Source organism: Amycolatopsis sp. NPDC114484, assembly GCF_055633755.1.
The window spans coordinates 145,323-169,887 of the sequence record NZ_JBVKDQ010000013.1; the positions used below are offsets into that span (position 1 = coordinate 145,323).

Here is a 24,565-nt window from a genome sequence, read left to right on the forward strand (position 1 = left end):
TGCCGGGTCTTTGCCGACGGTCGAGCCCAGGTAGTCCGCGCCCGGATGCGCCGGGGCGCTCGGGCCTGTTGAGTTAGTTGCCGCCGCGGCCGGTGTCCCGGCCAATGCACAAGTGAGCAACACGGAGACCGCGCCAGCAGTCACCGCACCACGAATCCATCCCACCGCAAACCTCCACCCAGTATCAGTTCACACCGCTATCACCGGGATCCCGGAAGCGTTACCGGGATTGGGGCGGAATCACCCGCGCCGCAAGAAAATCCGGCGGACAATCGCTTTGCGTCGACGAAACCCGGCTGAGCGGTCGCGCACAGTTGATACGTGGGCAGCGTCCAGAACCTGCGCCGGTCCCGCTGTCGGATGGTGCCGGAAAGCATCTGGTAATCACTTATGTCCGACTCGTTCTAGGGTTTGGTCCTGATGCAAGATTCTGGTACTTGGCAGGAGACTCCCGGCCGATTACGCCAACGCGGACGGCAGTCATTCGCGGTGGAACAAGGCCGTTCAACCCCGTGGAGGAGGACCGCAGGATGGCTCCCTGGCCGATGCGTCAAGACGCCGCGCAGCTCACGTTGTGCGATCGACGGTTGTTGACCAGTCCAGGCGACCTGGACTACGTCGTCCTCGACGAGGACGACGAGTGGCAGCTGTTCTCGAGCGATCCCGGGCGCCTGGCGTCGGTGTGCCTGGAAGATGTCGTCAAGTTGCTGCCGCAGCTGACCCTGCTGCGATCACTGCACTCCGGGACGGCAGCCGACTGGTACCCGGAAGATCGGGAATGGGTGATCGGTTCGCTCGACGTCGAGCAGGGGCTGGCCCGGGACGGGCACGAACGATGGACTGACGCTCAATACCGCCAGTGGGCAGCGCCCGCCGGGTTGGCTCGGTCCGACCCGGCGTTGCTGTGCTTCGACACGCTGGACTTGGCCCAGTACAAGCAAGGCGAGGACAATCCATTCCGGTTCATCTCGCATATAGCGCGAGGTGACGACGAGTCGTTGTTCTTCTGCGGCTGGGGCGACGAATCCGGGGGCGAGGAAGGCACCGAGATCCGACTCCGCGACGTGGTGCTGATGTACCCGGAGGTCAAGGAGATCGTCGACAAGCCTCTCCAGCCGGGGGAGGAGTACCTCCGTACTCCCTCGGACCGCCGATGGTCGCGGAGAACTGCGGCACTGTCCAAGACGGACACCGGTTCAGCCGAAACCGTCTGACGACGGTGCCCAGCTAACCGGAACTGGTGGGCATCGCCGTCTCGCTCAGTTCGCGGTGGCAACGGATTCGTGCAGCCGGTAGAAGCGGCCGCCGAGTACCGCGTAGACGGTGACCGGCCCAGCGCCAGGGCGCGCGGTCGCTTGCCAGGCGGTGCCGTCGGGGATTCCTGGTGCGGGGGGAGGGGAGTCCGGTGATTCCTCCGCCGGTGACGATGCCGGCGGAGTCGGTGACCAGGACGCAGTCGGGGCGAAGGTCAGTCCATCCGGTGATGAGCCCTGCGCTCAAGTTCGTCAGCCGGGCGGTCTCTCGCGTAAACTCCGCAGCGAAGGCGAAGGTTGCCTTGAGAATCGCGCACACGATGAACAAGGGCAAGTCACGCGTGGTCGTTGAGACACGAAAAGGCTGGTATCACAACGACCTTTATGGAAAGAAGCACCACGAGAAGAAGGTCGATCGTGCTATTCCGACACCGCACACGTACCTGCAAGGGCGGAATCATCGGAACCCGACCGCCGGGGCGGCAAAGGCCCGGTCCGTTCTATGGGATGGCGGGACATTGCCCGTGTTTACCGGCATCTGCGGCGGTAGGAAGCAGGGATGGACGTGAGGTACGACGGACTTCAGCCGTTGGGCGAGCTGGGGCAAACCGACGTAGTGCTTGACGGATGGGGTTCGGTCGACCTGCGCAACGGCGCCCATGTCGACCGGCTGGGTCTCGTCGTGAGCCTCAGGTCGATAGACCTGGAGGTCGAGTTCGGACTGGAGAACGGGTCCGGCGGAGCGAGGTTGACTCTGTTGTTCTCCGATGTCAGCGTTTTCAGCCTTGAACCGGAGCTTCCACTCGAAGTCGATCCGGCGTACGGACATGCGCTGCTAACTGAGCTGAGAGCCTGGCGAGATACTCGACCTGGGTTCGAGAGAAGAGCCGGATTTTCCCTCGGCACCACTTTGATGTCCCTGGATTTCTATGCCACCGGGCTTTCCGCGACGGTGCGGCCCGTCGACGGTGAAAGAGGAATCGGAGCTGGTGGATAGGGCGGCGCGCGACTGCGGGGGGGGGCGGCCAAGTCCCGGGGGCACGCTCTCTGCGTACCTGCCATGTCTCAGCGCGGCCGATACCGGGCCAGGAACGTGTGCACGGCCTCGTCCACGGTATGGGCCCGCCGTTTCTTGGTCGGGACGCCCGGCTGTCCGAGCACGCGAAACCACAGCAGCGGCTCGTTGATCATCCCCACGAATTGCCGGGCGGCCAGATCCGGGTCGGGCACGGCCAGTTCCCCGCGCCGGTTCCACTCCCCGAGGTATTCGATCAACGCGCTCAGCGCGGGCAGCTTGCCGAGTGAGAGGTAGTCCTCGGCCAACTGCGGGAAGCGCCGGCTCTCGCTGATCACGAGGCGCACCATGGCTACCGCCGCGGGCGGAGCCCAGAAGTCGCTGATGGCCAAGCCCATCCTGGTCAACCCGGCCACGGGATCGGTGAATGCCTCCTCGTCCATGCCGATCTCGGCGATCGGCATGGACGCCCATGCCTGTTCGACGGCCGCCCGGAACAGCGCCTCCTTGGACTCGAACAGATTGAACACGGTCCGCCGGACGACTCCGGCGGCCGCACCGATCTGTTCCATCGAGGACTGTTCGAAGCCGCACTCGAGGAATACGGTCACCGCCGCGTCCAGCACCTTCTGCCTGGCCGGCGACACGGCCGCACCTGCCTCTGTCATGTTGTCCCCGCGTTCTCCGAACCGCCCGAACGGTGCACTGCACTGTGTAGTGCACCGTAGCAGGCTCGGGGAGGGCGAGTCGGCAGTTGCTCTCGGAGAACCCCTGCCCGACGAGCACGAGATCCGGCAGGTGCTCGTAGGGAACCTGCGCCGTGGTCGCGACGATCGGCGAGGTGGTCCGGCGCGGGGCTGCGCTGGGCCACTGGACGGCGGCACGCGGAGCGGGAGGCGCTCGCGGCGTGATGTGAGCTTGTCCACGGCATTGCCGCGATCCTTGATTGCACTGCACAGTGCAGTGCAAAGTAAGGTCGAACAGGTTGGCCGCGAAGGGATGGAGTCACGCATGGATGCCAGGCGTAGCAGCGGTTTCCTCGAACTCGACCGGGGGCGCGTGACTTCTTCCTCTCCGGCCGCGGATTTCGCCGATCGGCGCGCTGTGGCCGAAACCCGTTTCGGAACGCTGCAGGGTGTCTGCGAAGAGGGGAACTACGTCTACCGGGGCGTGCCGTTCGCCGCGCCGCCCGTCGGCGAGCTGAGGTTCCGGCCTCCGGCGCCTGTGCCGAGCTGGCCGGGAGTGCGAGACGCCTCCCGCTCCGGACCCGCGTCGGCCCAGATCAATTCGTCGAACGCGGACCGCGTCCGGCAGTTGATCGCCGAACTCGATCCCGGGGTGCCCGGCATCGTGTCCTGGCCGCCGTACACCCCGGCTACCTACGACCAGCCGAACGCGAGCGAGGACTGCCTTTACCTCGACATCTGGGTTCCCGCCGGCGTCGAGGGAACGATGCCCGTCTACCTGTACTTCCACGGCGGGGCCAACGCGGTCAGCTCCGGGTCGTTCCACCTCGAACGCGGGGCGAACCTCGCGCGCGACGCGCAGGTTGTCGTCGTCCGTCCCAACTATCGGATGGGCGCGCTCGGCTGGGTCCATTTCGGACTGCTGGGCGGCTCCCTCGGCGAGGCGGTGAATCTCGGGCTCCAGGACCAGGTCGCGGCCCTGCGGTGGGTGCACGAAAACATCGCGGCGTTCGGAGGCGACCCGGATCGGATCACGGCCGCGGGGGAATCGGCGGGCGCGACCGCGGTCTCGCACCTGCTGGCCAACCCCGGCACCAGGCCGCTCATCCGCCGGGCGGTGCTGCAGTCGTTGTCGCCGTTCAACAACTGGTGCACCCAGTGGCGGCCGGAAGCCGAGCAGGTGGCTCGCCTGTACCTCGATCTGCTCGGCGTCGACGACCCAGGCGCCCTGGCGACGGTGGAGGTCGAGCGCCTGCTCGCCGTCCAGAACATCGTGACGCGGTACGTGCCCGCGGACGCCAACGTCGCCTGGCGTCCGCTCGGCGCGGTGGTCGACGGTGCCTGGGTCCACGAGCAGCCGGCCTCCTACTTGTCCACGCCCCAGCTCGACCTCGACCGGATCGGGGCAGAGAAGTCGCTGGAGGTCATCGTCGGCTTCGCCCGCGACGAATGGCAGTTCTTCCGAGGCCACTCGCCGACCGCTCGGCACGGCACCGAGCAGGCGGTTCACGCGGTGGCGGAACAGGTCTTCGGCGACCGGGCCGGCGGCGTCCTCGAGGAGTTCCGGGCTCTGCGGCCACCCGGCACGGCGCCAGGGGTGGCGTTGTCGGACCTCATGTCGTTCGAGTTCTTCGCGATGTCGTCGCTGGCGATCGCCGCGAACCTGGCCCGGGCGGAGATCCCGGTCTGGGTGTTCCAGTTCTCCTGGGACCTGCCCGGATCGCAGGGGGAGCTGCGGGCGGTGCACACGGGTGACACACCGTTCCTGTTCCGCAACTACAGCGAAGCCGACCTGGCCCGCTGGCCGGCCTTCGAAGGCATCGACCGGGCGCGGATGGGCCGCGTCTCGCGCGAGATGGGAGAGCATTACCGCCGGTTCGTCCACCACGGTGAGCCGGGCGCGGACTGGACCCGGTTCGACGAATCGACCGGGGACGTGCTCTGGTTCGGCGAGGACCTCCGGATGTGCTCCGGTTTGCTCCGGCGCCAGCAGGCCGCGTTCACCGCGGCCGGGATCGATTCGGTCGCAGCCCTCGACCGAATCCTTGTGGCCAACCTTCGCCGTCAGTTGGGCGACGACCCGGCAGACCAGTACCGAAAGGACGACCGTGCTCGTCGACGGATGGATTGACACCCACGCCCATTTCTATCCCCCGGAAACCCCGCAGCAGCGTTCGGCGCGCTGGGAACTGATGAAACAGGCCGATTGGCAGACTCCGGCACCGCCGGAGTGGGACCCGGACAGCACGCTCGCGTACATGGATCGAACCGGTATCGCGACGCAACTGCTGAGCAATATCCCCAAATCCGCGGTAGCGCTCCGGCTCTCGAACGATTACGGCGCTTCGCTGGTCGAGCGGTATCCGACCCGGTTCGGTCTCCTGGCCGCGCTTCCCACCGATGACTGCGACGCGGCTTTGTCCGAAGTGGAGCGAGCCGGCACCGACCTCCACGCGGACGGCTACGCGGTGACGTGCCACTACAACGGCGTGTACCTGAGCGATCCGTCGCTCGAGCCGCTGTGGGCCGAACTCGATCGGCGGCGGGCCACCGTTTTCGTCCATCCGGACGCCTATGCGATGGGCGAAATGGGGCGGCCTCCGGTGATCATCGACGTCGCCTTCGAGACCGCGCGCACGGTGACGGACATGCTCTACCGGGCCGTGTTCCGCCGTTACCCCGGCATCGCTTTTGTGATCGCCCACTGCGGCGGAGCGCTGCCAGTGCTCTCCGGCCGGCTTCGCCTGCTCGGTCTCGAACAATGGGTTCCGAATCCACAGCACCTGACCGCCGACGAGATGGACCGCCATTTGAAGCGGCTCTACGTCGATACAGCGGCGACCGCGCCGACGGCGCTGGGCCCGGCGGTTGCCATGGTCGGCGCGGACCACCTGGTCTACGGATCCGACTGCGGGGTGCCGTGCACGACCGACGCCACGATGGACGCCAACCTCGCGGCCATTCTCGGATACGAGCAGCTGTCGGTGGCCGAGCGCGAGGCAATCGGTCACAACGCCCTCACCTTGTACCCGAGATTGGCGGAGCGCTTGGCCGGACATCGGCTGTCCGAAGGTTCGTGAACGCCCAGAAGACCAGCGCTTTCTATGTGGGCTGCGGGATCCCGACAGGCCGTCCGCTGACCCGCGGGTCTTCGTGCTCAATTGAAAGAGCTTCGTCGAATGCACCCGCGCTCGCGCCGCCGTCGACGCCCCGGCCTGCCAGGCAAGCACCGGCCGTGGAGTCCGGAAATAGCACCCGTGACGATCGGGAATGTCCGTCTGTCAGGCTCGCGGCGTTTCAGCCGTGTTGACTGCGGCATGGTCGCTGGCGAGCGCCAGGCCGGGCAGTTCCCGCAGTCGCACCGTGTGGTCGAAAAGCTTCCGCCTTCGCTGCGGAAACCGCCTGTCGTGCACCTGCTGGCAGCTGGCGTGCCCAAGCTGCAAGGCGTCGTCGAATGCGGACAATCAGGCCGGGCGCTTCGGCCTGGTACCCGCTGTCGCACGCGCGAGAGCGACCTCCGTCGGCAAAGGGCGGTGCGGCTCGTGCCCGGCCTGAGCAGCGCACGTCGTCCGTCGACCCGCAGGGGACCCGCGATCGATGACCTGGCGGGCGCGGTGCAGCTATCGCCCGGGGCAGGGCGGGGCGTAGTCCAGTCCGGGGAAGTACTGTTCCCATTCCGCCGGCGTGATCCTGGGGTAGGCGACCTCGCAGACCCGGGCACTCACTTTGCCGATGTCGGTTTCCCAGAGCAGGGCGGTGTGGTCGTTGCCGCCGGTGGCCAGGGTGTGCCCGTCGGGGCTGAACGCCACTGCGGCGACGTTGCCGGTGTGTCCTTTGAGCGCGGCCAGTTGCGTGGGGTGTGACCTGTCGGCGATGTTCCACAGGCGTGCGGTGGCGTCGGCGCTGCCGGTGGCCAGGGTGTTCCCGTCGGGGCTGAACGCCACCGAGTGGATCACGCCGCGGTGTCCAGTCGCGGTTGTGGTGGCCACTGTGGACAGTTGCCGCGCGTGGCCGATGTCCGTGATGTCCACCAGGCGCACGGTGGTGTCGTTGTTGATGGTGGCCAGGGTGCGTCCGTCCGGGCTGATCGCGCTGGCGGGGATGATGTCCGTGCGGGAGAAAGGAAAGCGATTTCGCGCGGGTGGCGCCGATCGGCGATGTCCCACAGCCTGGCCGCCGGACCGGCGCAGCCGCAGCCGGTGGCCAGGGTGCGCCCGTCGGGGCTGAACACGACGGACCTGACCTGACCCGGGAATCCGTCCAGCCGGGCGATCTGCCGCGGGCGGTCCTGGTCGGTGACGTCCCACAGCCGCGCGGTCTGGTATCCGCTGGTGGCCAGGGTGTGCCCGTCGGGACTGAACCGGACTGCGAGGAGTTCGCGAGTGCTCGCGTCTAAGACTCCTCGTGGTCGCGGGTGATCGCGGTCGGTGATGTCCCACAGTCGCGCGGCGCCGTCGTCGCCGGAGGTCGCCAGCGTGCGCCCGTCCGGGCTGAAAGCCACCGCTCGGACGAAGCCGGTGTGGCCGGTCAGGGTCGTCAGCGGGCGCCAGGCGCGGGGATCGGTGACGTCCCACAGCCGTGCGGTGTGATCCCAGCTCGCGGTGGCCAGGGTGTGCCCGTCGGGGCTGAACGCCACGGACGCGACGGTGTCGTCGTGTCCGACGAGCGGAAACTCGCGCACATCGTGGACATGCACGGAGAAGTCGGCGTCGTCGGTCGCCAGCGTGTGCCCGTCCGGGCTGAACGCGGCGGTGTACTGCCCGCCGGGAAGAATGATCCGCTGCACCGGGTGGGTCCGGTCGGTGATGTCCCAGAGCCGGGTGTCGCCGCCGACGGTGGCCAAGGTGCGTCCGTCCGGGCTGAACGCGGCGTAATACAGCACGGCGCTGTGCCCGGTGAGCACCGCCGAGGAGCGCGGGTTGCTCGGGTCGGCGAGGTCCCACAGCCGTGCGGTGTGATCCCAGCTGGCCGTCGCGAGCGTGCGGCCGTCCGGGCTGAACGCGGCGTTCCATACGTTGCCGCTGTGTCCTGGGAGTGCGTGCAGCAGACGCGGTCTCCGCACATCGCTGACGTCCCAGAGCCGCGGTGTCTTGTCGCTCGCGGTGACCAGGATACGACCGTCAGGACTGAAGACCGCGTTCGATTGGTCGCCGTTGCCGGCGGGCAGGGCGGCCAGCGATCTGGGGCGGGCCGGTTCCGCGATGTCCCACAGCTGTGTGCTGAATTCGTTGCCGGCGGCCAGTGTGCGTCCGTCCGGGCCGAACGTCACGGACTTGACGTTGCCGGAGCCGTTGGCGATCTGTCCGCGTTCACGGGGATGGGCGGGATCGCTGATGTCCCACAGCCGTGCGAGGTGCCCGCTGGCGGTGGCGAGGAGGTGCCCTGCGGGCCCGAAGGCGATTCTGGTGACGTCGGTGCTGTGGTCGAGCAGCGCTACCTGCCGAGGGCGGCGGGTGGCGGTGCTGTCCCACAGCCGGGCGGTGTGGTCTGTGCTGGCGGTGGCCAGCAGGTGTCCGTCAGGGCTGAACGCGAGGTGGAGGATGTCGTTGGTGTGACCGGTGAGCCGCTTGGGGGAGGGGGTGGCGAACGCGCTGAGCAGGCTGTCGCTGGTTTCCTCGGCCGGAGCCAATCGGTGGGCGGCCAGGCTGAGCTGCAGCGCGAGCGCGGGGTTGGCTGCTCGCATCGCGGTGGCGTCGCTGGCGGCCTTGCGCGCCAGCGCGGTGTTGCGTTGCACGGTGACGGCGTTCTCGGCGCGCACGGCCAGGACGGTGGAGGTGGTCGCTAACAGCAGCAACACGCCCAGCAGGGCGACCAGGTGGCGCAGTCGCACGGTGCGGCGACGGGCGGCGCGCTGTTCGGCGGCCTCGGCGGCGAGGCCCGCCCGCAGGAACTCGCGTTCTGCGGCGGTCAGCGCGGTTTCGTCGGCAGCGGCCCAATCGCGGGTCAAAGCCAAGCGGGTGCCCCGGTACAAAGCCCCCGGATCACGGTCCAGCGCGCGCCAAGCGTCGGCGGCCTCGGTGAGCTGACGGTGGATGCGCAGACCGTCGCGGTCCTGGCTCAGCCAGGACCGCAGACGAGGCCAACCGGCGATGAGCGCCTCGTGCGCGATCTCGACGCCGTCCTGGTCCACGGTGACCAAGCGGCAGCGGGCCAAGGTGTCCAGCACGGTGGCGGTGTCGGCGGTGTCGTCGAGTTCGGCGCGTCTGATGCGGCGTTTGGTGTCCGCGGTTCCTTCGCCCAACGCGGTCAGGCGCAGGAACAAGTGGCGGGTCACGGTTTGCTGGGCGCCGGTCAGGCCGGAGTAGAACGCTTCGGCGGTGCGGGCGATAGCCTGTTCGATTCCGCCGGTCTCCTCGTATCCGGCGAGGGTGAGCCGGGTGCCGCGTCTTCGCCGCCAGGTTTCGTGCAGTGCGTGGGAGACCAGGGGCAGCACTCCGGGTTGCCCGGTCGCGTCGGCGATCAGCCGGGACACCAGCGCGGTCTCCACCGTAGCGCCGGCGCGCACCGCGGGATTGGTGATCGCCTGGCGCAGTTCCTCGGTGGTCATCGGGCCGATCAGCACCTGCGCGTCGCGCAGCGCCGCGGCGAGGCCGGGGTGCTGGCCGCAATGGCCGTAGAAATCCGCCCGCACCCCGAGCACCACCCGAACGCGACTGGTCGCCGTTGTCGCAGCGGTGACCAGGGCGGTGATGAACCCGGCTCGGTCACGGGCGTTCTGGCACAAGGTGAAGACTTCCTCGAACTGGTCGACCACGAGCAGCAGGTCGGCCTCGTCCGGGCGGTGGTGCAGAGCGTGCAGCACCCGGAGATGGAGGGCCCGGGAGTCGGCGGCCAATTCAGCGCGCAACGACACCACGGACTGGCCGGTGAGATCGGCGAGCTTGACCGCGAGCTGCTCGATCGGATGCACCCCCGGGGTGAGCAGCAGGTTTGGCTGCGAGCCGCTCCCGTCCAGCCCGGCGGTGCCGGTCGTGGCCACCAGTCCGGCGCGCAGCACCGAGGACTTCCCGGCTCCGGAGGCGCCGAACACCCCGAGCAGGCGATGCCGGCGCACTCGCGTGATCAGATCGGCGACCACCGCGTCGCGGCCGAAGAACCGGTCGGCGTCGCCGGGTTGGAAGGCGGCCAGCCCGACGTAAGGCACCGCGGTGTCGGATGCGGTGGAGGTGTCGTGCCCGGTGTTGTCGATGGCGGCCAGCTCTGTGCAGATTTCGTGCCAGCGGGACCGCCATGCCTCGGAATCTCCGCCGCAGGCCCGGACGTAGGCCAAAGTGACCGCCAGCGTGGGCAATCCGCGGCCGTTCGCCGCTTGGGACAGGACCGTCGGCGAGTAGTGCGCGGATTTGCTCAGCTCGCGATAGGGAGGACTGCCTGCCTTCTCTCGCAGCCGCCGCAGATCGGCCGCGAACCGGGCCAGCACACCGTGTTCGCCGTCCAGGGGGTTCTCGGGTCGTGGCACCGTTTGCTCCTCGCCCCGGGGAGTTGGCCCGGTGGTCATCGGACCGGTTGGTTGTTTCGGTGTCCGCCGCTGGATCCGAACGACACGGCCGGTGCGGAACCGTCCCGTCAGCCCCGATCGCCCTCTGGCGGGAGGATGGGATCCGCGCCGGGCTTCCGCGCCTGTCCGAGGGCCAACGCAGGTGGCCGCCGTCCCTTGCTTGTGCGGACGTTGGTTGTTCGGCCGCGCCGCGCCGGAACCTGACAACCCAGCTGGTCTACACAGTAACCGGCGGCCGCGCGGACCGATGGGGACTGCGCCGGCCGCAGCGTTCCGCGGCAGGCCCGGATCTTGAGGCGCTTCAGCTGACGTCCGCCCGAAGCATCAGCTCGGGTGGCATGGCGCCGGAGTACACGGGCTGTCGCGCGTATTGACCGCCAAGACTGAATCAGGGAGGAACGATGATTGCCACCGCTCGCAGGCTCGCGGCGATTCTCGGCGCGATCACCGCAGGCGCGACCTTGCTCGCCGGGTCGCCCGCGCTCGCCGCTTCGGCGCATCCGCATGCCCTGCCGGAGCAGAAAAGCGCGGTTTGGGACTCACTGCACTCCGGCGATTGCCAACAGGACAACGGAACCATCGTCGTCCGGTCCGACGGCACGGGTGAATTCAGCGCGACTACGCTCACCTACCACACCCACTCCGGGGACGTCTGGCACACCAGCCTCGATTTCTACACCACGGCCGGATACCACCTGTTCCGCGCGCCGCGCGACGGCACTTTCGACAGCCCGCGGATGAACGACGGCAATCCGCCGCCGCGGTACAGCTGGAGTGCCGGTTTCACTTTCAACCCCGGCGACTACAACGGCATCGACATTTACCAGACGCAACAGCACTACCGCTGCTGATCACAAACACGACCGGCTGGTCGATCCCGCGGCCAGCCGTCTGAAGCAACGCGGACCGCCGTTCCGTCCTCGCGATCAGCGCGGGCGGGACGGCGGGACATCTCGCCTGTCGGAGCCGGGACTTCCAGCCGGGCGAGACCCTCCGTGCCGGGCAATCGACTGCTCGATTCAGGTCAAGCTGGGGATGTCCGGCAGCGCAGGACCGGCTCCGCGCATGTGCTGGAAACCAGTTCAAAGGCGGGATCGGCTGGCCCAGCGCTGCGGCGGCGCGTCCGCAGAGCACGCACTTTGCCCTCGTCCCGTGTACCTCCCAGGGCCAGTGCGGAGGTCGGAGCTTTGTCGGTGTGGTCGTGAGCCCGCAGGACTGGTCGTCGTTCTTCTGCGAACAGAACATCGTGTCGCACACCGCTCCAAGGAGACTGATGAAAATGAGAGAGTGTTTTCGGCGTCCCGCAACAGTGTTGACGGCGGTCGTGGTCGTGTTGCCGTTCTGCGTCGTCACCGCCGGCGCGTCGGCGGGCGTGCTCGTCGGCGACGATCAGAACGGGAAGGTGATCGGCACGGTCGTCGTTCCGCGCGACCAGCAGCAGTTGAGTGTCACCATCTACGACACGGCGGGCAAGCAACCGGTGCGCACGCTGGTGGAGGCGATGCCCAAGAGCAAGCCGGGCGAGGCCCAGTCCGTCGAGCTTCGCTGGGACGGCACGGACGACTACCACCACACCGTCCCGTACGGGAGCGATTCCTGGAAAGCGTTGTCCAGCAACGTCACCGCGGTCGAGGACGAGCCGATCGGCCAGGGCAGCACGCCGACGTACGGCAGGGGAGTGTTCTCGACCGGGGTCGGCGCGGTCGCCGCCGACGAGGCGGGGAACGTGTACGAATCGTCGGTGTACGAGGAGTTCCACGCCGAACTGCGGAAGTGGACCGGTGACGGCAAACGGGTCTGGGGCGGCGGCCGGAACGGCGGCGGCATGGCGGTCGCCGTCGATGACCGGTTCGTCTACGTCGCCGTCGACGGCGACGTGATCGTGGACAAACCCGGTCCGCCGACGGTGTCCTTCTGTCACCGGACGATGCTAATGCGCTATCCGCGGGACCAGAAGGCGGACAGCTACGGTCAGGAAATGCCGAGGACGGCTTGGACCGGTCCCAGTTCGGTGAACGGCTACATCGTGGCGAATCAGAGTGCGGGCGCCTCGGTGTTCGGACTCGCTGCCGATGCCACGTATCTGTACGCGAGCGATCACTACGCCGGACAGGTGCGCAAGTACGACAAGGCCTCCGGTGAACTGGTGGGCTCGATCCCGGTCGCCGCGCCCAAGGGGATCGCCCTGGACTCGACGGGTGCGCTGTGGGTGGCGACCGGCACGAGCGTGGTCAAGCTGGACAAGGACGGCAAGACCGTCGACACCATCTCAGGTTTGCGCAATCCGTACGCGGTTGCCGTGGGCGGCCCGCACCGCGCGCTGTACGTGGGCGACGCGGGAACCGGGCAGGTGCACCGCTACGCCACGACGGCGGCGGGAAGGACTGAGGACACGTTCTTCGGCAGGGCCACGCCAGGGCCGATCCAATTGACGAAACTTCGCTGGCCGGACAACGAGTTCACAGCGAGGGCCGGTTGCGCGTTCCCACCGGACAAGAACGACAACCCCGAGTACCCGCAAGGCGCGCTGGCGAGTCTGGCCGTCCTGCCGACCGGCGAGATGGTCGTGGCAGACCCGTTGAACAGCAGGGTCGTGACGTACTCCGCCGACGGCACCGAGGCGAAGACGGGCTGGGACGGCAAGCCGTTGGTGCGCAGTGCGCAGTTCGTCCCGTTCCCGCAGGTGAACACGAAACTCGGCTCGGACACGGTCACCGCGGGCGCGCTGGAGTACAAGCTGGACGATTCGAGTCGTGGCTGGCGGCTGCGGGCGAACTGGCGGCCCAACGGCACGGCCGGCGCGATCGACCGGGGCAAGACGAGCGTGCGCCGCAGGCCGCAGAACGGGAAGACCTACCTGTACTTCTTCGGCTCCAGCAGTCCAACCCGGTACAACGAGGTCTCGGTCTACGAATACTCGGAGGCCGACAACCGCATCCGGCTGGCCACCGTGATCGGGCAGCTGGCCGTCGACAAGGACGGGCACAGGAAGTGGTTCGCCGGATTCGACAAGGACCACAACGGGACCGTCACCGACGACGAGCTGACCCTGACCGACAATCCGGAACTGGGCGTGATGAGCGCGCCCGGCGTCTGAGTGGACGACGACGGCGTCGTCTGGTTCACCCTGCACGGGGCGTGGGACTTCTCGAACCCGCCCGTGCGGCGGCCGCCGACCGCGGTCGCGGTGCCGATCGCGGGCTTCACCCAGGACGACCGCGAGGACCCGGTGTACGCCGACTGGAAGTCCGTGCTGGCAGCGAAACCGCCGGTTCCGCCGGACACCGGCGCGGAACGTTTCGACCCGGTCAACACCAAGATCGACCAGACCACCGGCGACCTCTACCGGACCGGCTGGACGGTTTCGGGACACCCGCCGCCGGAGCCGGGGACGAGGTTCTGGATGGGCGGCAGCACCGTGGAACGCCGGACCCGCGACGGAGACGTGACCAGGATCGTGCCGCGCTGCCACCCTCGGGACGCGAACCAGCCGTACTACTGCCAGGAACGGGAAGGATACTTCGGGCTGGTCGCGGTCGCACCGGACAACGACTACTTCTACGCGGCCACCGATGCCTGGACCACGTTCTCCCACAACGGCCAGCGCGGCCCGGGGCGGCGGAAAAGGATCGTGGGTGAAGCGGTGGCGTGCCGGGGTTTTCGCCGCGCCGTTCCGGGAATGGGGTCCATGGGTGCGCGGCGACTCGACCCGCAAGTCATATCCGGCCGCGAAAGCGCATCCGGGGGTCAGGATTCCTCCTTCACCGGTTCGCCGGGCCCGCCGACGCAGACGCATCCGCGGGTGAATCCGCCCGCCACGGTGGCCGTGCAGTACCGGCGCGCGATCACGTCGTGCGAATCCGGCGAATGCGGGCACGCCCCGCACGAAACTCCCGCCGTGCCGCCGCTCTCCAAGCCGACGTCACCCGATTGTGTGCCCATTGCTGTCATCTCGGCTTCTTCCGTTGTCGATCGCGGACCAAGCGCGCGGCACACCCGGCGGAGCGGTAAATCCCGGAAATCGCCCCTATTTCCGGCGTCGCGTTTCGCATTCGCCACCAAGGCCGAAGTCCCGGTATCCGGCTCGGCTGCGCGCCGCCGCGGCCGTAGGTGCTTCTCGGATCGCCGCGGTCCGGAGCGATGTCTCCACCGTACGCCGCCCGGCGCCGCACCGCCGCAGGTGCGGATAGCCTGCGGACGCGAGCGAAGTTCCTTTGCCGGGCCGGGAAAACCTGATGGACGCTGGACGTGCGGCGTATCTTCCCGAGGCGGCCGGCGCCCGCCGTCCGCATCGGGTTATCCGCTTTTCGGCCCCGGTGCGAATCGCCGGATCTGGACCCGGGGACGTTGCTCGGCGAGGACTCCGAGCGCGACACATCGTGACCGCGGCACGAGAGCTTCCCGAGGACCGCTACGCAGCTGTCGGGCAGCACGAAGCCGTCGCTGACAGCGCGACTCGCTCCGACGGTTGCGCGTGGCGAGGCAGGGCGCGCCTGGGGCAGGCCCGAGGATGCCTGGGCTCATCGTATGTGTTGCGGCGGGGCGGCGAACGACACCGCTTGCGGGAACCGAAAGAACGACGGCGTCAGCAACGAGCGCCGATACGTCCGCGCGGGCCGCAGCGACGACTTTGCGAGCCCCGCCGGCTCGGACCGCCGGATGCGACGTTCGCGACCTGGAGCCGCGATCCGCCGCCGGGCGTCAAGCCGGAGAGGGGGGTCGAGCCTGTCCGGGGAGAGCAAGCGCCGACGGTGCGCTCGCCGTCGGTTATCGTTATATCGAACGCTACATCAATGAAGGGTTCAGTGATGAAGACGGGATCTCCTTCCAAGCCGCTCGACGGGATTCGCGTGCTCGACCTGACCGCGAATGTCGCCGGTCCGTCCGCGTGCCAGGTTCTCGGGGACCTGGGAGCCGAGGTCGTCAAAATCGAGCCCGAGAGCGGGGAAGCGGCGCGGCGGATCACCGCGACCGCCCCCGGTGCGGAGCACCTCACGCCGTACTTCACCCCGCACAACCGCGGCAAGAAGTCGGTCAGGCTGAACCCGGGCACGCCGGACGGGGCGGCCCGGCTGCGGGAATTGATCGGGTCCGCCGACGTGCTCGTGCAGGCGATGCGGCCGGGAACCTTGGCGCGCAAGGGTTTCGGCGTCGCGGACGTCGCGCGGATCAACCCTTCCTGCGTCTACGCGTCGATTTCGGCGTACGGGGGCGGCAGCGATCTCGAAGATCGGCCGGGAGTCGACATGCTGGTGCAGGCCGAGGCGGGTTGCCTCACCGGCCAGCCGGAGGGCGAGCTGCCCCGCGTCATTCCCTTCCAGCTGGTCGACGGGGCCACCGGCCACGTCGTAGCGCAGGCCGTGCTCGCGGCTCTGCTGCACCGCGAGAGGTTCGGTGTGGTCGGCGCGGTCGACGTTTCGATGTACGACGTCGCCTGCCATCTGCAGGCCAACTACCTCGGCCTCCAGCTGAACACCCCGCCCGCGCCGCCGTCCGCCGGCCGAGGAAAACGGCGGCGCGCGGTGGCCGTCGAGCCGTCCGGCGTGTACCCGACGGCGGATCGCCCGATCGTGCTCGCGGCCTACGTGCCGGCCCACTGGAAGCGGTTCACCGAGGTGCTCGGCCGGCCCGAGCTCGCCGCCGACCCGCGGTTCGCCGACCAGGAGGCCCGGTCCGTCCACGCGTCCGAGTTGCGCGAGGTCATCGCGAAGGTGCTGACGAGCGCGTCCGCGGCGACCTGGATCGACCGCTGTCAGCAGGCCGGTCTCATGGCATCGCGGATCGCCTCCTGGCGGGAGGTCGCGGAATCCGATCTGTTCGCGCGGCGCGGCCTCCGGATCACCGCACAGCAGGACGGCCGTGCGGTCGACGTGCTGCGGACTCCCGCTCGCTACGCCGCTTTCGACACCTCCGAGGATCGAGTGGTCCCTGCGCTCGGCGAACACGACGACCTGGTCGCCGCTGTCCGCGACGAAGAGCGCAACGAGCTGGATTGACGCCGTGCGGACGTCTCTCGGCGCATGGTGACGTGCCGCGCTTCCGCACTTGGGCGCCGAAGCGCGGCACGTCATCGGGGCTCTGCCGGGGCGAGAGCCGCTCCCGGCGTCGAGGCGGTCAGCTGATGTGCTCGGTGGGACGCGCGAGCCCGGTTGCCTCGAAGATGCCGCGCGCCGTGAGCCAGAACAGGCAGACGGCCGCGACGGCTGCTGCCCACGCGGAGGCGCGGAGGAGAGTGACCGCGGTGGAGAGGTCGGGAACCGACTTGGCGGCCGCGGCGTCGGTCAGCTTCACGTGCATGAGATGGAACGCGACGCTGTCGACGAGGAGCATGACGAGGATCGCGCCGAACGCGATGATGAACGCCCAGCGGCGGTGCACGACGGCGGGGATCATCAGCAGCACGAGCGGAATGGCGAGCGCCGCGATGTAGTAGGCGAAGGAGTCGGGGTCCGTCTTGTTGCCGGTGGCGAGCAGGTAGAAGCCCATGAGCCACAGCCCGAACGTCGTGGCGACATAGCCCACGTACGCATTGCCGCGGATCAGGCTGAGCACGCCCGCGCCGATCTGGCTGATGCCCGCGATCAGCAGCGCGTAATTGTTCGCCGCGGTCAGCGCGCTCTCGGCGAGGGAGTGCGGAGTCACCGAGATCCAGCGGGCGACGTAGATCACCAGCTGGAGGCCCAGGATGCCGGTGGCGATCGGCAGGGGATCGGCGATCGTCGGCGGCTTCGCCGGGGATGCGACCGGGGCCGCGGGCTCTTCCGTGATCGGGGCGGCGATGGCGTTCATGGGGACTACCTCTCCTCGGAGTGATGCGCGGCCGGTCCGATCGGTCTGCCGGACCGGCGCGGCATCTACTGTGCTAGCGCTCGCTATATGAATATGCTGTGATGGCGGGCACAGTCAAGGGTTGGATTATAGCGAGCGCTATGTAAGATAGAAGCCTGGAGCGAGACCTGGATCACCAGGCTTCCGGCTGATCCGTGGCCCCGGCGACTGCCGCACAGTCCGGGCGCGAACGCGCCTACCACCGCCGTTCTGGAGGCGTCCATGAGCACCTTGCCCTCGCCGGCCGATCCGGCCGCCTCGCTTGCGGCCGCGCGGCGCAGCCACTGGAACACTCACCTCGACCGGCACGCGTTCGCGCAGCCGGAGCGGGTCGCGTTCCGGTTCGAGGACCGGACCGTTGCCTGGGGGGAGTTCCGCGAGCGGGTCGTCGCGCTCGCCGCGGCGCTCTCCCGTCGCGGTGTCGAGCCGGGGGACCGGGTGGCGGTGCTGATGGGGAACCGCCCGGAGTTCGTCGAGTCGGTCCTGGCCGTCAACCGGCTGGGGGCCATCGCGGTTCCGGTGAACTTCCGGATGACGGGGCCGGAGGCGGCGTACGTCCTCGAGGACTCGGGAGCCAAGCTCCTGCTCACCGACGAGTTCGCCGAACACGTCGCTCGATCCGCGGTCGCGGGGACGGAGAACCCGGTTCCGGCGGTCGTGGCCGGCGCGACCGAGTGGGAGGCTGCCGATTCCTATGCCGGCCTGCTGGCCGAGTGCGGGCCGGAAGCCCCCGTCGTCGACGTCCCCGAGACCGGCACCGCGCTCGTCATGTACACCTCCGGGACGACCGGGCGGCCCAAGGGCGCCATGCTCTCGCACCAGAATCTGCTGTCTCAGACCCTGACCTACATCGCCGTGTGCCGCTTGGGGACCGGCCACGAGATCAATCTCGTGGCGTCGCCGATGTTCCACATCGGGGCGATCGGCTCCCTCGCGCCGATGATCTATCTCGGCGGCACGATCGTCGTCCTGCCGACAGGTGCTTTCGACGCGGAGCGGGTGCTGGGGCTGCTCGAGGAGGAGCGGGTCACCAACGTCTTCCTCGTGCCCACCCAGTGGCAGGCGGTGTGCGAGCACCCGGCTGTGGCCGCACGGGACCTCTCGAGCCTGCGTTCGCTCTGCTGGGGCGCCGCTCCGGCGACCGACCGGCTGCTGAGGCAGATGGCCGAGACATTCCCGGCCGCGCGGAACGTGTCGCTCTTCGGGCAGACCGAGACGTCTCCGGTGACGTGCGCGCTCGAAGGGGAGGACGCCGTCCGCAAGCTCGGGTCCATCGGCAAGCCGGTGCCGGCCGTTTCCGCCCGGATCGTCGACCAGGACCTGCGCGACGTGCCCGACGGCGAGGTCGGCGAAATCGTCTACCGGGGCACCGGCGTCATGTCCGGCTACTGGAACAACCCGGCGGCCACGGCCGAAGCCTTCGCGGGCGGGTGGTTCCACTCCGGCGACCTGGTCCGGCGCGACCGGGACGGCTTCCTCTACGTGGTCGACCGCGCCAAGGACATGATCATCTCCGGGGGCGAGAACATCTACTGCGCCGAGGTGGAGAACGCGCTGGCCGGGCACGCCGCGATCCGTGAGGTGAGCGTGATCGGGAGGCGCCATCCGAAGTGGGGCGAGACCCCGGTCGCCGTAGTGGCCTGGCACGACGCGCGGAGTGCGCTCGATCTCGAGGAACTGCGGACCTGGGCGTCGGCGCACCTCGCCCGGTACAAGCTGCCCACGATGCTCGAGTCAGTGGAGGCCTTGCCGCGCAACCCGTCCGGGAAGGTGCTCAAGACCGAGCTCCGCGCCCGGTTCGGCTCTGCCAGCGCGTGAAACCGCCCCGGTCGAACGAACACCCGTTGAAGCACAAGCCGTTGTGGAAGGTGCGACAGTGAACGAACGCGCACACATCGTCGGAGTCCCGCTTCGGGGCCTGCGCCTGGTCAGTCTCGCGGACGAGGTCCTTCCGTCGCTGACCAAGTCCTTCGCGGACCTTGGAGCGGACGTGGAGGTGCTGCGCCTCGCGGCCGCCGCGGAGAAATCGCCGCTGCGCGATTTCCTGCGAACACGCGGAAAGCGCGTCACCGACGTCACCGTCGATCCGGGCGCCGCCCGCCGCTTGGTGTCCGAGAGTCTCGCGGAGGCCGACGCCGTGGTGGTCACGCCGCGGGCCGCGGCGGCCGCGGGATTCGCCGACCCGTCGGAGATCGCCGACGAGCATCCGCACCTGGTCGTCGCGGTCCTGACCGATTTCGGCTTGACCGGGGAGCGGTCGTCCTGGACGGGCAGCGAGGCGGTGTTCCAGGCGCTCGGCGGGGTACTGTCCCGATCCGGCGAACCGGGGCGCGCGCCGCTGGTTCCGGCCGGGGGGCTGTTCCTGCACAGCGCCGCGCAGGAGATCGCGCTGGCGGTTCTCGCGGCGGTCTGCCGGTCGACGACCCGGGCCGGACGGCGCGGCGCCGTGCTGGACTGCTCGCTGTTCGAGGCGGGGGCGGCCTGTCTCGATCCGGCGCACGGGATGACCGGGTCCGGAACTCCCGACATCCTCGAAGCGTACGGCCGGCCCGACACCGCGAACGTCTACCCGATCTACCGGGTCCGCGACGGCTACGTCCGCATTTGCCTGCTGGCCAAAGGACAATGGCTCGCGATGCGGTCGTGGATGGGCGACCCCGAGCCGCTGCTGGGCGACGATCTGCTCACGAACCCGGGCCGGTACGCCAAGGCGGATCTCATCGCGAAGACGATCTCGGGCTTCGTCGCTCCGATGGCCAGCGAGGAGGTCGTGCGCCAGTGCCGGGAGCGGCGGATCCCCGCGGCGCGGGTGCTTTCGGTCGCCGAGGTGCTCCAGGAGGAGCACTATCGCGTCACCGGCGCGATCGCCGAAGTCGGACGGCTCGACGGGAAGCCGGTCGTGACCGCGGAGGGCATGGTGCGCGTCGACGGCCGCCGGTCCGTGCCGCTCGCCCCGGCTCCCGCGACGGCGCGACCCCGGGCCGGCTGGGCGCCGTCGGACGACCCGGACGGTCCGTACCCGTTGAGCGGGATGACCGTGCTGGACGTGGGCGTGATTGTCGCCGGTGCGACCGTCGGCCAGCTCTTCGCGCAATTCGGCGCCAGGGTGATCCGGGTCGAGAACAGGAATTTCCCCGACGGCATGCGCCGATCGTTCGACTGGAGCACGCCGTCGCAGGCCCGCGGCCATCGCGGCAAGGAGTCCGTCGGGCTCGATCTGCGCACCGAGGAAGGGCGCCGGATCTTCCACGACCTGGCCCGCCGCGCCGACGTGGTGACGTCCAACTTCAAGCCCGGCACGGTCGAACGGCTCGGGATCTCCTATTCGGACCTTGCGGCCGTCAACGCGCGGCTGGTGTGCGTCGAGAGCAGCGCCTTCGGCGACACCGGGCCCTGGCGCACCGCGATGGGCTACGGCCCGCTGGTGCGAGCGGCATCAGGCCTGACCTGGTTGTGGCGGGAAGGCCCGGGAGCGGGGTACTTCGCCGACGGCATCACGCTCTATCCCGACCACCTGGTCGGCCGGGTCTGCGCGTTCGCCGCGCTCGCCTGCGCGCTGGACGCGCGACGCACCGGGCGCGGTGCTCACGTCTCGGTCGCGCAGTCCGACGTGGGCCTGGTCCAACTGGCCGAGCACCTGGCAGCGGAGTCCGTCGAACCGGGATCGGTGCCGCCGCCGGGCGATCTCTCCGAGCACCTGCTCGCCGAGGTCGTTTTCCCCGCCGCGGGCGACGACCAGTGGTGCGTCGTGGACCCGCGGACGCCGGAGCAGCTGGCGGCTCTGCGCCGGGTGCTCGGCGCCCCGGAAGGCGGGGAAACGGCGGCGGTGGCGGCGTACGTCCGCGACCGGGAGCCTGATGCGGCGGCCCTCGAACTGCAGGCGGCGGGCGTGCCGGCCGCGCGGATGCTGCGGGTCGCCGAGCTGCCTCAGGACCCGGGGATCCAGAGCCGGGACTGGTACGCGACCACCCAGGTCGCCGGCACGGATCAGGAGGTGCTCGTCGAGCGCTGTCCCGTGCGCTCGCCCGGCCTCGCCGTCGCGAAGCTGGCGCCGATGCCGATGTTCGGCGCCCACACCCGCTCGGTGCTGGCCGAACTCGGCCGCTCGGCCGACGAGATCGAGGCGCTGGTGGCGTCGGGGATCGCTCAGGAATCCGAGGCGGGCCGGCGATGAAGAGCACCATGATGGACGCCCCGCTGACGGTGGCGAGCCTGCTCCGCCACGGTCAGCGCTGGCACGCCGATCGTCAGGTGATCACCTGGTCGGAGTCCGGGGAGCACCGGCGCACCGCGTTCTCCGAGGTGGCGGCCCGCGCCGCGCGGCTGGCCCACGGCCTTGCCGGACTGGGGATCACCGGCGACCAGCGAGTCGGCACCTACCAATGGAACAACCAGGAGCACCTCGAGGCCTACCTCGCGGTGCCGGCGATGGGCGCGGTGCTGCACACCGCGAACATCCGCCTGTTCCCCGACCAGCTGGCGTACACGATCAACGGCGCCAAGGACCGGGTCATGATCGTGGACGCGTCGCTCGCCGCCCAGTTCGCGCCGCTGCTGCCGGAACTGCCGACAGTTCACACCGTCGTGGTCAACGGCGCCGTCGACCATGCTCTCTTCGAAGGCTCCGGCCGGCGAGTGGTCGCCTACGGCGATCTCATCGCGGACCGCCCGGATGCCTACGAGTGGGCGGATGTCGACGAGCGTGACGCCGCGACTATCTGCTACACGACGGGAACCACGGGCAACCCCAAGGGGGTCGCCTACAGCCACCGTTCGATCCTCATCCACTCGCTGTCTTCGTGCACGCAGAACGCGCTGCGGATCGGGTTCGAGGACCGGATGCTGATCTGCGTCCCGATGTTCCACGCCAATGCCTGGGGCTACCCGTTCACGGCCTGGTGGCACGGAGCCGACATGGTGCTGCTCGACCGATTCCTGAAGCCCGACACCATCGCGAGCGCTGTCGAGCAGGAGCGCGTCTCCTTCGCCAACGGTGTGCCGACGGTGTGGAACGACGTGCTCCAGCTGGTGCGACGCGAACCCCATCGTGATCTCTCCTCGCTGCGCATGGTGGTCGTCGGGGGAGCGGCGGTCACCCCGTCGCTGCTGGAGTCCTTCGACCGCGAGGTCGGCGCGCCCATCGTGCAGGGCTACGGCATGACTGAGACCTCGCCGCTGGTGAGCGTCGCCCTGTCTCCCCGCGGTGCGGCGAAGCACGAAGAGCTCTCGGCCCGGCTCTCCCAAGGCCGGGTCGTGGCCGGTGTCGACGTGCGGCTCGTCGAGCCGGACACGCTCGAGCAGCTGCCGGCCGACGGCGAGACCGTCGGGGAGATCTTGCTGCGCGGGCCTTGGATTTCCGGCAGCTACCTCGGCGACGAGGGACCGGACAAGTTCCACGAGGGCTGGTTGCGCACCGGCGATCTGGGCACGCTGGACCCGCACGGCTGCCTCCGGCTGACCGACCGGGCAAAGGACGTCATCAAGTCGGGCGGCGAGTGGATCTCCTCGGTCGAGCTGGAGGGCGTGCTGCTCGGCCACCCGGAGATCGCCGCGGTCACCGTGATCGGGATCCCCGACTCGCGGTGGGACGAACGACCGTGCGCGGTCGTCGTACCCGCCGAGGGCGCGGACCCGGATCCGGAGGCGTTGCGCGCCTGGCTGGTCGGGAAGGTCGCTCGCTGGTGGATCCCGGAGTACTGGGCGTTCCTCGACGCGCTTCCGCTCACCAGCGTCGGGAAGATCGACAAGAAGACGCTGCGCGTCCGCCGCCGGCACGGCGACCTCGCCGTCGCCCGTCAGACCTCGGCTCTCCCGGCCTCGGCCGGCGCGTGACCGCCGAGGCAGGCGATCAGTCAGTGAATGCGGCGAACCCACCAGGAGGCGTGCGATGGCAAGGAAACAGCAGCCGCTGCTCGTGAAGGGCGTCGGTCTCGTCGACGCCGTCATCAGGCCGAAGCTCACCAGCATCGCGCAGAGCGAGGTCGTGGGCCTCAGCATCGCGGTCGGGGTGCGCGTGCGGCGCGGCCTGATGGCCCGCGCCGAGCGGCTGTCCCGGCACGCGCTGCACGCGGTCAACCTGCCGGCGGGCAGCGACGTGCGGCGTCTGCTGGCGCAAGTCGCACTGGTGGAACGCGAGGTTCGCGAACTCGGGAAGACCGTCGACGAGGTCAAGGCGCTCTCCGAGGGCGAGCGCGATGAGCGGGAGTGAACCGCGGGGGCTCCGACGGCTGGCCCTCGACGGTTCCCGTGCCCTGAGGAGGCGCGCGATCAACACGTTGCGCCACCTCAGCGACGCCCCGGTCGACGACGTGGCGTGCACGCCGCGGGAAGCGGTGTGGGCCCGCGACACCGTCACGCTGTACCGCTACCAGGGCGGCGGCCTCGAACGGCGTCCTCCCGTCGTTCTCGTGATGTCGCTGGTCACCCGGGCGCACGTCTTCGACCTGCGCCCGGGCAGCAGCCTGGTCGAGGACCTGCTGGCGGCCGGTTTCGACGTCTTCCTCCTGGACTGGGGCGTGCCGTCGGCCGCCGAAGCCGGCAACGGACTGTCCGCCTACTGCGACGAGTACCTCCCGCTGGCGGCCCGCGCGGCCCTCGGAATCTCGGGCGAGGACCGAACGCACCTGCTCGGGTACTGCCTCGGCGGCGTGCTCGCGATGCTCGCCGTCGCCGGCCGCCCGGACCTGCCGATCCGCAGCCTCGTCCTCCTCGCCACTCCTCTCGACTTCACCCGGATGCCTCCGTTGCCGACGATGTTCGGTCCCGGCCGCCTGGAACCCGAGATGGTGTTCGACGACACCGGCAACGTTCCCGCCTCGGCGGTCAAGGACATCTTCTCCCTGGTCCAGCCGACCGCGAAGCTCACCACCGCGGCCAGCAGGTGGGCCAGCACCGGCGACGACGAGGCCACCCGTGCGCACCAGGCGCTGATCGGCTGGTCGAACGAGCACATCCCGTTCCCCGGCGCGGCGTTCGCCGACATGGTGCACCTGCTGCTGCGGGAGTCACGGCTGGTCTCGGGGCGCGTCCCGGTCGGCGGCCGGGAGGTGGACCTGCGCGGGATTCGGTGCCCGGTGCTGAACGTGGTGGGGGACCAGGACGCGCTCGTGCCTCCCGAAGCGAATGCCGTCATCGAGGAAGCGCTGGCCGGCGTCGCCCTCGACAGCATCCACCTCCCGGCCGGGCACGCCGGCCTGTTCGTGGGCCGGTCGGCGCGCAAGAACTGCGTCCCCTCGATCGTCTCCTGGCTGGCGGCGCGGGACTGAACCCGCCGCGTCCGGCGAGT

Annotated in this window: 18 protein-coding genes; 13 read left to right on the forward strand and 5 right to left on the reverse strand. The window is 69.3% G+C overall.

Going from position 1 to position 24,565, the window contains the following annotated elements; all coding sequences use genetic code 11:
- Positions 1–530: 530 nt before the first annotated feature.
- From ACZ7SW_RS28980 to ACZ7SW_RS28990, 3 genes are all read left to right on the forward strand, one after another.
- Positions 531–1,214: a hypothetical protein gene (locus tag ACZ7SW_RS28980; protein WP_470233522.1), complete on the forward strand. Its 684-nt coding sequence runs from the start codon at positions 531–533 to the stop codon at positions 1,212–1,214.
- Between the two features lie 269 nt (positions 1,215–1,483).
- Positions 1,484–1,822: a hypothetical protein gene (locus tag ACZ7SW_RS28985; protein WP_470233523.1), complete on the forward strand. Its 339-nt coding sequence runs from the start codon at positions 1,484–1,486 to the stop codon at positions 1,820–1,822.
- Positions 1,813–2,250 carry a hypothetical protein gene (locus ACZ7SW_RS28990; protein WP_470233524.1) on the forward strand — a complete coding sequence of 146 codons (438 nt, stop codon included), beginning with the start codon at positions 1,813–1,815 and terminating at the stop codon, positions 2,248–2,250. The genes ACZ7SW_RS28985 and ACZ7SW_RS28990 overlap by 10 nt, the downstream gene beginning before the upstream one ends.
- A gap of 68 nt (positions 2,251–2,318) precedes the next feature.
- Here ACZ7SW_RS28990 and ACZ7SW_RS28995 read toward each other — a convergent pair whose 3' ends face one another.
- Positions 2,319–2,936 carry a TetR/AcrR family transcriptional regulator gene (locus ACZ7SW_RS28995; protein ID WP_470233525.1) on the reverse strand — a complete coding sequence of 206 codons (618 nt, stop codon included), beginning with the start codon at positions 2,934–2,936 and terminating at the stop codon, positions 2,319–2,321.
- 343 nt (positions 2,937–3,279) lie between these two features.
- Between ACZ7SW_RS28995 and ACZ7SW_RS29000 the strand changes: the two genes are divergently transcribed.
- Both ACZ7SW_RS29000 and ACZ7SW_RS29005 read left to right on the forward strand, forming a co-directional pair.
- On the forward strand, positions 3,280–5,085 hold the full coding sequence (locus ACZ7SW_RS29000; RefSeq protein ID WP_470233526.1) for a carboxylesterase/lipase family protein: 1,806 nt from the start codon (positions 3,280–3,282) through the stop codon (positions 5,083–5,085).
- On the forward strand, positions 5,063–6,034 hold the full coding sequence (locus ACZ7SW_RS29005; protein ID WP_470233527.1) for an amidohydrolase family protein: 972 nt from the start codon (positions 5,063–5,065) through the stop codon (positions 6,032–6,034). The genes ACZ7SW_RS29000 and ACZ7SW_RS29005 overlap by 23 nt, the downstream gene beginning before the upstream one ends.
- 540 nt (positions 6,035–6,574) lie before the next feature.
- Here ACZ7SW_RS29005 and ACZ7SW_RS29010 read toward each other — a convergent pair.
- Positions 6,575–6,985, reverse strand: coding sequence for a WD40 repeat domain-containing protein (locus ACZ7SW_RS29010; RefSeq protein ID WP_470233528.1), 411 nt, complete (start codon positions 6,983–6,985; stop codon positions 6,575–6,577).
- A complete protein-coding gene (locus ACZ7SW_RS29015; protein ID WP_470233529.1) occupies positions 6,907–10,413 on the reverse strand; it encodes an nSTAND1 domain-containing NTPase in 3,507 nt (1,168 codons plus the stop codon). Before ACZ7SW_RS29015 ends, ACZ7SW_RS29010 begins: the two co-directional genes overlap by 79 nt.
- Positions 10,414–10,853: 440 nt before the next feature.
- Here ACZ7SW_RS29015 and ACZ7SW_RS29020 point away from each other — a divergent pair, with 440 nt between their 5' ends.
- Together ACZ7SW_RS29020 and ACZ7SW_RS29025 are read left to right on the forward strand one after the other, a co-directional pair.
- Positions 10,854–11,303, forward strand: coding sequence for a DUF6294 family protein (locus tag ACZ7SW_RS29020; protein WP_470233530.1), 450 nt, complete (start codon positions 10,854–10,856; stop codon positions 11,301–11,303).
- A 422-nt stretch (positions 11,304–11,725) separates the two neighbouring features.
- Positions 11,726–13,549: a hypothetical protein gene (locus ACZ7SW_RS29025; RefSeq protein ID WP_470233531.1), complete on the forward strand. Its 1,824-nt coding sequence runs from the start codon at positions 11,726–11,728 to the stop codon at positions 13,547–13,549.
- Positions 13,550–14,199: 650 nt separating this feature from the next.
- Here ACZ7SW_RS29025 and ACZ7SW_RS29030 read toward each other — a convergent pair.
- Positions 14,200–14,394: an RGCVC family protein gene (locus tag ACZ7SW_RS29030; RefSeq protein WP_470233532.1), complete on the reverse strand. Its 195-nt coding sequence runs from the start codon at positions 14,392–14,394 to the stop codon at positions 14,200–14,202.
- A gap of 866 nt (positions 14,395–15,260) precedes the next feature.
- Here ACZ7SW_RS29030 and ACZ7SW_RS29035 point away from each other — a divergent pair.
- The gene (locus ACZ7SW_RS29035; RefSeq protein ID WP_470233533.1) at positions 15,261–16,448 is read left to right on the forward strand and encodes a CaiB/BaiF CoA transferase family protein; all 1,188 of its coding nucleotides are present in this window, start codon (positions 15,261–15,263) and stop codon (positions 16,446–16,448) included.
- Positions 16,449–16,566: 118 nt separating this feature from the next.
- Here the strand turns inward: ACZ7SW_RS29035 and ACZ7SW_RS29040 are convergent, their stop codons facing one another.
- Positions 16,567–17,241 (reverse strand): hypothetical protein, encoded by a 675-nt coding sequence (locus ACZ7SW_RS29040; RefSeq protein ID WP_470233534.1) that lies wholly within the window; start codon positions 17,239–17,241, stop codon positions 16,567–16,569.
- A 261-nt stretch (positions 17,242–17,502) separates the two neighbouring features.
- Between ACZ7SW_RS29040 and ACZ7SW_RS29045 the strand changes: the two genes are divergently transcribed.
- The 5 genes from ACZ7SW_RS29045 to ACZ7SW_RS29065 are packed head-to-tail and all read left to right on the forward strand — an operon-like array spanning position 17,503 to position 24,545.
- Positions 17,503–19,098, forward strand: coding sequence for a long-chain-fatty-acid--CoA ligase (locus tag ACZ7SW_RS29045; protein WP_470233535.1), 1,596 nt, complete (start codon positions 17,503–17,505; stop codon positions 19,096–19,098).
- 58 nt (positions 19,099–19,156) lie between these two features.
- Positions 19,157–21,454, forward strand: a complete 2,298-nt coding sequence (locus tag ACZ7SW_RS29050; RefSeq protein WP_470233536.1) for a CaiB/BaiF CoA-transferase family protein — start codon at positions 19,157–19,159, stop codon at positions 21,452–21,454.
- Positions 21,451–23,112 carry a long-chain fatty acid--CoA ligase gene (locus ACZ7SW_RS29055; protein ID WP_470233537.1) on the forward strand — a complete coding sequence of 554 codons (1,662 nt, stop codon included), beginning with the start codon at positions 21,451–21,453 and terminating at the stop codon, positions 23,110–23,112. Before ACZ7SW_RS29050 ends, ACZ7SW_RS29055 begins: the two co-directional genes overlap by 4 nt.
- 55 nt (positions 23,113–23,167) lie before the next feature.
- Positions 23,168–23,488 (forward strand): hypothetical protein, encoded by a 321-nt coding sequence (locus tag ACZ7SW_RS29060; RefSeq protein WP_470233538.1) that lies wholly within the window; start codon positions 23,168–23,170, stop codon positions 23,486–23,488.
- Positions 23,475–24,545 (forward strand): alpha/beta fold hydrolase, encoded by a 1,071-nt coding sequence (locus ACZ7SW_RS29065; protein ID WP_470233539.1) that lies wholly within the window; start codon positions 23,475–23,477, stop codon positions 24,543–24,545. The genes ACZ7SW_RS29060 and ACZ7SW_RS29065 overlap by 14 nt, the downstream gene beginning before the upstream one ends.
- Positions 24,546–24,565 lie beyond the last annotated feature (20 nt).

Coding starts and splice junctions, on each gene's coding strand:
- ACZ7SW_RS29030 (WP_470233532.1), bottom strand. CDS start 14,394: ATGGGCACACAATCGGGTGACGTCGGCTTGGAGAGCGGCGGCACGGCG.
- ACZ7SW_RS28995 (WP_470233525.1), bottom strand. CDS start 2,936: ATGACAGAGGCAGGTGCGGCCGTGTCGCCGGCCAGGCAGAAGGTGCTG.
- ACZ7SW_RS29040 (WP_470233534.1), bottom strand. CDS start 17,241: ATGAACGCCATCGCCGCCCCGATCACGGAAGAGCCCGCGGCCCCGGTC.
- ACZ7SW_RS29055 (WP_470233537.1), top strand. CDS start 21,451: ATGAAGAGCACCATGATGGACGCCCCGCTGACGGTGGCGAGCCTGCTC.
- ACZ7SW_RS28990 (WP_470233524.1), top strand. CDS start 1,813: ATGGACGTGAGGTACGACGGACTTCAGCCGTTGGGCGAGCTGGGGCAA.
- ACZ7SW_RS29020 (WP_470233530.1), top strand. CDS start 10,854: ATGATTGCCACCGCTCGCAGGCTCGCGGCGATTCTCGGCGCGATCACC.
- ACZ7SW_RS28985 (WP_470233523.1), top strand. CDS start 1,484: ATGAGCCCTGCGCTCAAGTTCGTCAGCCGGGCGGTCTCTCGCGTAAAC.
- ACZ7SW_RS29035 (WP_470233533.1), top strand. CDS start 15,261: ATGAAGACGGGATCTCCTTCCAAGCCGCTCGACGGGATTCGCGTGCTC.
- ACZ7SW_RS29045 (WP_470233535.1), top strand. CDS start 17,503: ATGAGCACCTTGCCCTCGCCGGCCGATCCGGCCGCCTCGCTTGCGGCC.
- ACZ7SW_RS29065 (WP_470233539.1), top strand. CDS start 23,475: ATGAGCGGGAGTGAACCGCGGGGGCTCCGACGGCTGGCCCTCGACGGT.
- ACZ7SW_RS29000 (WP_470233526.1), top strand. CDS start 3,280: ATGGATGCCAGGCGTAGCAGCGGTTTCCTCGAACTCGACCGGGGGCGC.
- ACZ7SW_RS29060 (WP_470233538.1), top strand. CDS start 23,168: ATGGCAAGGAAACAGCAGCCGCTGCTCGTGAAGGGCGTCGGTCTCGTC.
- ACZ7SW_RS29025 (WP_470233531.1), top strand. CDS start 11,726: ATGAAAATGAGAGAGTGTTTTCGGCGTCCCGCAACAGTGTTGACGGCG.
- ACZ7SW_RS28980 (WP_470233522.1), top strand. CDS start 531: ATGGCTCCCTGGCCGATGCGTCAAGACGCCGCGCAGCTCACGTTGTGC.